The sequence below is a fragment of the Rossellomorea pakistanensis genome, from assembly GCF_016908495.1.
Taxonomy (GTDB): Bacteria; Bacillota; Bacilli; order Bacillales; family Bacillaceae_B; genus Rossellomorea; species Rossellomorea pakistanensis.
On the sequence record NZ_JAFBDZ010000006.1, the window covers coordinates 198,596 to 205,734 of the forward strand.

Below are 7,139 nucleotides of genomic sequence, written 5' to 3' on the forward strand. Positions count from 1 at the left end.
TTTAGCAAACAAGTATAGAGTTTTGGACGAACCTTTAAAAGGTAGCTTGTTTTGGGTTCATCCTACTTAGGAAGGGAAGTAGTAATCAGCTTTTTAATAAAATTGGCAATCTTTATTTTCAACAATTAGCACATTATTCTCAACTTTAAGATGTTAATCGATAACTAGACAAAAATCAACAAAATTCGGCGTTGGGAGGAATGCATACATCTCGATTTCAATGAACATCCACTCTCCTAAAATAAACAATCACGGCAACAAACCCAATAATAGAAGTAGCAGCAATACCGATATAAGAATATTCTGGTGGATAGGTTGGGAGAAGCGTACCATTAGCGATATCTCCCGCTGCCGACCAAGGGAATAATCCTCTATGCTCTGAAGTTCCACCCATGACATTTAACATTGTCACAACAATCGTAAATACAATTGGGGGAACATAATTTTTCATTACAAGTGCTATAAGGATAACAGGTGTTGATAACATAAAGATAAAGGCTCCACCAATCGTAAATTGTTTAATAGATTCTACGATCAATGCGGAACTTAAACCATCAACCTGTGTTAATAAACCTAATATTAGGGTCAAGCTCCAAGCAACGAAAGTCAGGACCATAATCCAAATGAATAGGAGAAGTAATTTACTCATAATAAAGCTTACTCGAGATACAGGAATGGTTAGTAGATTCTTCAAAGTATCCTCAAGGTATTCGCGGTTAAAGAGATAAGCAGTAACGACACCATATAAGGGAACCCCTATGACTAATAAAGTATATAAATTCGTTTGGTAGAAAAGCTCCTCGAATTGAACAGGAGGAGTAGGATTCTGGATATAGGTAGCTACAACCACCATAAAAGGTGCAACGGCTGATCCGATGATACTTATTAAGAACATGGTTGAACGCTTTAGCTTCAGGATTTCTGTGAAAAGTAGATTAACCAATCGTGCCACCCCCGACTAATTTTGTAAAGTAATCTTCTAATCTATCCTCGCTTATCGAAATCTTGGATACTTCGATATCATTTTGTACAAACACTTTATTAATCGTTCCCTGTTGACCAAGATGTGAATAGACTCGAATAAAACCTTCATCATGAACTTCATAGTCAAAAATATCAAAATGATTCTCTAAAAGCATTGTAGCTTTATTGTCGTTTGATACTTGGAACTCAAGGTATTTTCGATTAATGTTTCTAAGCTTATCGAAGGAAATTTCTTCTAGGAGCTTTCCTTCATGGATGATTCCCATCGAATCTACCAGCTGTTCTATTTCTGATAGAATATGGCTGGAGATGAGGAGCGTAATCTTTCTTTCTTCTGCTAAAGATTTAATAAGCTTTCGCATTTCCTTAATGCCAATCGGATCTAAGCCATTTGTCGGCTCATCTAAGATTAACAGCTCTGGGTGATGAAGAAGGGCTCTTGCAATTCCTAACCTCTGCTTCATGCCTAAAGAATATTTTCCGACTAGCTTCTTCGTTTCGTTTTGTAGACCGACAATTTCTAACGCTTCTTCAATGGCATTCTTCTTGTGAACCCCTGTGATTCTTGCATTAATGAGTAAATTTTCTCTTGTTGTAAGGTTTTCATAGAACCCTGGAACTTCTACTATCGATCCAATTCTTCTTAAAATCTGCTTATGACATTTAACTAGATCTTCCCCAAATATTTCAATTTGGCCATAAGTGGGTTTAATTAATCCTAATAACATTCTAATTGTCGTTGTTTTACCGGCGCCATTCCTACCAAGGAACCCGTAAATTTCTCCTTGCTTCACTGTCATATTGAGATGATCAACTGATTTCTGTTCACCATAAATTTTTGTTAGATTGGTCGTTTTGATAATTTCATTCAAAACCGATACACCTGCTTTCATTAGCTATAGTTACAGTATAAGCAGGGGGGTTTAACTGCTTTTTAACTATTTCTTAATTATTTCTTAAATCGATTTTAGGGATTGAAAAGCCAAAGGTTGTTTTTTTCCATGGTACACTTTCTACCCATATTCTCCCACCATTCTTTTCAACTAGAGCTTTTGCAATCGCAAGACCTAATCCACTCCCACCATATAAAGGATTTCTTGATTGGTCGCTTCGATACATTCTCTCAAACACATTCTTGAGCTCATCCCTTTCAATTCCATGCCCTTGATCCCAAATGAGAAGCTGGTATTCGCGATTGCTTTCGATAAGCTCTATCCCTAAGATTCTCCCTTCTTTTCCATAATGAACGGCATTCTTAATCAGGTTGCCGATGATCCTTAAGATGCTTAACCGATCTGCGATGATACAGCATTTTTCTTCTGGAATCCTAATCTTCATTTCCATCTCTGCTTGATTGAGTACTGGCAAAAACTCAATCACTGCTTCTCTTGTTATTTCTGCAAAATCTAGCATTTCTTCCTTCAATGGCATTTCATCTGCATCAAGCTTAGCCATTTTAAAAATTTCATCAATGAGCTGCTTTAAACCATTTGATTTTCTCGAAATAATCTCAATATATTCCTGTTTTTCTGCTTCTGAAGTCGCAATATCATCTTTTAAGGCATCGACATATCCAATAATAGAAGTAAGAGGAGTCCGGATATCGTGAGAAATATTAGAAAGAAGGCGTTTTCGAGCTGCCTGGGATTGGATGGATTGAGCTTGAATCCCTTCTAGCTGTTCTATTAATTCATTCACCGAAAAAATCACTTCATTCATGACGGAATCATTATTGGTCAATAATCTAGTGTTCAAATTCCCACCAATCGTTCGTTTTAACTCTACAGTCATAAGCTTTAAGCTTGTAACAAACTTGAATCTTTTTAATAAAAGAATCAAGGTGATTAATATTAGAATAATAAAAAGAGTTCCTTTCAGTAAGCTTAAATTGTAAGGAAGATTAGTAAAAAAAATCCCACAGCTTATGATTAATTGAAGAGAGGTAAGAATCATAATTTTGTCAGTTCTCATCTTTTTCACCAACAAACTTATAGCCGATTCCCCATACCGTTTGAATAAATTGAGGATTAGAAGGATCAGCCTCGATTTTTTTTCTAAGCTTTCGAATATGGACCATAACGGTGTTGTCATCTTCTATGTAGGCGCTTCCCCAAACATTTCGAAAAACTTGAGTCTTAGTGAACACCTGTTCAGGATGGGTGACAAAGAACTTTAGTAATTCTAGTTCTTTAGCCGTTAACGATCTTTCTTCTCCTCTGATGATGACCGTGCATTTTTTGAGGTCAAGGGTCAAGCCTTTAAATTTTAGTGAGGACGAATCAAGTGAAATGCCATCGCTGCCAAGAACCATAAATCTCCTCAAAAGAGCCTTTACTCTAGCGACAACTTCATTGATGCTAAAAGGTTTCGTAATATAATCATCAGCTCCTATACTTAGGCCTACTATTTTATCGGTCTCATGATCCTTTGCCGTGAGCATCAAGATGGGTACATTGGTTTTATCCCTAAGCCGTCTACAAACCTCTATTCCATCAATCCTAGGCATCATTAAATCAAGAATGATTAGGTTATATTTATTTTGCTCAAACAGTTGAAGAGCTTCTTCTCCGTTGACAGCTACATCGATCTCGTACATTTCTCTTTCTAAATATTTTTTCAATAAATCTCTGATTTCTTGATCATCATCGGCTATCAAAACACGAATATCTCCCATGATTTCACCTGCTTTTTCATAATGTTTACTTTATTTACTCTATCAAAAAAATACATAATCTGCCTGATTATAAAAATGAGTATGTGCAGTTTGACAATATGTGTCACTAATTGTCGAGAGGTCAATATATGTTGGTTTCGGTCAAATTATGTTGGATTTTCGACGAATGATGAAGATAACCGGATAAAATAATTTCTGGGCAAATAATCGCTATATAAGTTCATAGAGCAGATAAATCTTTTCTAAAACAGTAAATTTAAGACGCACAAATGATGATTTTGAGAGTACGGGATATATATAAGGATCATACTACCCAAAAAAATCCCGAGAGACTTTACGTCTCTCGGGATTTTTTGTTCAAAGGTATTACCAGCATTTTTTGCGACGACGTCTGTCTCTGTCATCCTCACGTGCACCAGCAACTAAGTCGTCAATAATACAACGACGTACAGCACGGCAGAAATCATCTTTGTCGAATTTTGCATCGATTTTGAAGTCATTGTCTCTCCTATCTCTAATACCTAAAACATCATCATCTCTCCGGAAGCATCCCATCTATTAACACTCCTTTGCTTTGTTATTGTCTTACATTGTATTTTATGAAAGTAGAGGACAAGCGGTATAGACGATACTCTTTCCTTTAAAAAAATGTGCTTCTATCATAATGTCAATAGAACGAAGTCATAATAGTTGATAGTATTTATTATGGACAATGACTTTAAAACGGGTTTGGTTTCCTTTACTATAAGAAAAAAAGAAGTAATAGAGTAGGTGAGGACCTTGCTTGTAGCAGCTATGATAGAACGATTAGGAATTATTGTGACAGTAGCATTTGTTTTAACAAGAATTCCTTTTTTTCGTCGGTTGATTGATCAAGAAATGAAAGTGAAAACCTCTCATTCGATCTCATTGATGATTCTATTCGGATGCTTTGGCATCATCGGAACTTATACGGGTTTAATTGTGAACCCCATTGAGGCGACATTAACGAAATGGCAGTGGTATCTCAATGAAGACGAAGCGTTAGCCAATTCAAGGGTGATTGGAATTGTGGCAGCAGGTCTGCTTGGAGGGATGAGAATCGGCATTGGGGCTGGTATCATTGCTGGTACACACCGTTTTCTGTTAGGTGGATTTACGGCAGTATCTTGTGGGATATCCACCATATTAGCAGGGGTGATTGCAGGGTGGATTTCTCGATACAACAAAAAATCTAAACTCGTATCCACTTCAACAGGGTTTGCCGTAGGAATGTTAGCAGAAACCGTTCAAATGCTAGTAATCCTGCTGGTAGCAAAGTCTTATGATCAAGCCCATGCACTTGTAATGGAAATCGGCCTCCCAATGATCCTCGCAAATGGACTTGGGACAGGAATTTTTATTCTCATCATTCGAACCGTTATTCAAGAAGAAGAACGTATGGGGGCGGCACAGTCTCAGAAGGCACTAAGAATTGCTGATCGCACCGTGAAGTATATGAGAAAAGGCTTATCCTCAGAATCCGCACAATCAACCTGTGAAATTTTAATGAGGGAGGTTCGGGTTAAAGGAGTTTCGATTACAGATAGGACCCATATCCTTGCCCATGTTGGGATGGCATCTGACCATCATTTTGCCCATTCATTGATCCAAACAGAAGCAACGAAGCGAGTCATCGAAACAGGTGCACTCCTTGTGGTTGGAAAAGAGAGTATACAATGTGATCAAGCGGAATGTCCATTAGGTGCAGCTATTATCGCTCCATTAAAACAAGGTGAAAAAACCGTCGGTACGTTAAAATTTTATTTCCAAACGGAAAAAGAGATTTCGTCGATATTACTTGAACTGGTAAAAGGGCTATCAGATATCCTCAGCCACCAGCTTGAGCTTGCTGAAATCGATCATCAGAAATCATTAGTGAAACAAGCGGAAATTAGAGCATTACAGGCACAAATAAGCCCTCATTTTCTGTTTAACGCCATGAATACCATTGTCTCATTAATTCGAATTAACCCGGATAAGGCAAGAAAGCTCCTCATTTCTTTGTCAAATTTCATTCGGCAGAACTTAACGGGAACGACAAAAGCCTACTCTTCCTTAAGAGAAGAGCTGTCACATGTTGAAGCCTATCTCACCATTGAGGAAGCGAGATTTCATGACAGATTAACCGTACAATATGAAATCGACCATGAAGCATTATCGGCTCAAGTACCTTCGATTACACTTCAGCCTCTAATAGAAAATGCCATTAAGCATGGACTTAAGACGAAAGAAGAGGACGGCTTTCTCACAATCAGCATCAAAGAGGAAAGCTCTTATGTCCGGGTATCCATTGAAGATAACGGGGAAGGAATGGAACAAGAAGTTGTAAATCAGCTGGCTAACCGGCCTGTTCAGTCGATAACCGGAACAGGGATAGGTCTTTACAACATTAACGAGCGCTTAAAAAAAATGATGGGGGAAGAGTCCGCTATTCTCATCCAATCGGAAAAGGGAAAGGGAACGATCGTCACATTTACAGTACCATGTGAAATTTAGGGGGATCAAAATGAGGACAATTATAATTGATGATGAACCATATAGCCGTGATGAACTGCAGCACTTATTAAAAGCTTATGGAGATATAGTGGTGATCGGTGAGGCCAATTCTGGTGAAAAAGGGTTAGAACTGATCATGAAAGAGACGCCTGATGTTGTTTTTCTCGATATTGAAATGGCGGGCATGAACGGTATGGAACTTGCGGAAGTGCTGCAAAATTTAAAGAAAACCCCCTATATCGTTTTTGCAACAGCCTATCCAGACTATGCTCCAAAAGCATTCAGAATAGAAGCCGTAGACTATTTGCTAAAACCATTTGATGAAACACAAATCGAGGAGACGGTGAAAAGACTGCGAGAGCGTTTTCGATCCGAAGTCGTTGCTCAGAAACAGCAATCAAGGCTTGCGAGACTGGCCGTCCAGGATGAAGATAGAATCATTTATTTAAATCCACTGGATATTCTCTATGTTTCAAGGGAGGAAAGGGAAACCAATATCACGACAGCAAAATCTTCATACACGTGTAAGTATCCAATAAAGGAATTGGAAGAAAAGCTTGTCGGCTATCCCTTTTATAGAGTTCACAAAAGCTTCCTAATTAACTTAAACACCGTCGAGCAGCTAATCCCGTGGGGGAATGGGGTGTACCAAGTAAAGCTAGAAAATGTAAAGCAAGCGATTCCAGTTAGCCGGAATTATGTGAAGGAGCTGCGAGAGAGGTTGGAGTTGTAATTTTATTTGTATTAATTTTTTAAAATTGAACATGATGTACTGGTTTGTCCATACTGGATAGCGAATTTTGACGATAATTGTCGAACGGTCAATAAGTAGTGGATTATGGACAAAATATTGCCAATAAAGGACAAATACTCTACGACCCCCTAATTCTTTTGGACACTTTTGTGGTGAAACAGTACACTAGAACCAAACAAATTCAGGAATTAGGGAGGGATATTCTCTATG

Annotated in this window: 7 protein-coding genes; 2 read left to right on the forward strand and 5 right to left on the reverse strand. The window is 38.0% G+C overall.

Annotated elements, in window-relative coordinates; genetic code table 11:
• Positions 1-217 precede the first annotated feature (217 nt).
• From JOC86_RS22255 to JOC86_RS22275, 5 genes are all read right to left on the reverse strand, one after another.
• Entirely contained in the window at positions 218-943 is a 726-nt protein-coding gene (locus JOC86_RS22255) for an ABC transporter permease (RefSeq protein WP_205175321.1), read from the reverse strand.
• Positions 936-1,877: an ABC transporter ATP-binding protein gene (locus JOC86_RS22260; protein WP_205175323.1), complete on the reverse strand. Its 942-nt coding sequence runs from the start codon at positions 1,875-1,877 to the stop codon at positions 936-938. The genes JOC86_RS22255 and JOC86_RS22260 overlap by 8 nt, the downstream gene beginning before the upstream one ends.
• A gap of 52 nt (positions 1,878-1,929) precedes the next feature.
• Complete coding sequence (locus JOC86_RS22265; RefSeq protein WP_205175325.1) at positions 1,930-2,955, reverse strand: sensor histidine kinase; 1,026 nt, start codon at positions 2,953-2,955, stop codon at positions 1,930-1,932.
• Positions 2,945-3,658, reverse strand: a complete 714-nt coding sequence (locus JOC86_RS22270) for a response regulator transcription factor (protein ID WP_205175327.1) — start codon at positions 3,656-3,658, stop codon at positions 2,945-2,947. The genes JOC86_RS22265 and JOC86_RS22270 overlap by 11 nt, the downstream gene beginning before the upstream one ends.
• Positions 3,659-4,024: 366 nt before the next feature.
• Positions 4,025-4,213: a hypothetical protein gene (locus JOC86_RS22275; RefSeq protein WP_205175329.1), complete on the reverse strand. Its 189-nt coding sequence runs from the start codon at positions 4,211-4,213 to the stop codon at positions 4,025-4,027.
• A gap of 240 nt (positions 4,214-4,453) precedes the next feature.
• Here JOC86_RS22275 and JOC86_RS22280 point away from each other — a divergent pair, with 240 nt between their 5' ends.
• Both JOC86_RS22280 and JOC86_RS22285 read left to right on the forward strand, forming a co-directional pair.
• Complete coding sequence (locus JOC86_RS22280) at positions 4,454-6,175, forward strand: sensor histidine kinase (RefSeq protein ID WP_205175331.1); 1,722 nt, start codon at positions 4,454-4,456, stop codon at positions 6,173-6,175.
• Positions 6,176-6,185: 10 nt separating this feature from the next.
• Positions 6,186-6,908, forward strand: a complete 723-nt coding sequence (locus JOC86_RS22285; protein WP_205175333.1) for a LytR/AlgR family response regulator transcription factor — start codon at positions 6,186-6,188, stop codon at positions 6,906-6,908.
• Positions 6,909-7,139 lie beyond the last annotated feature (231 nt).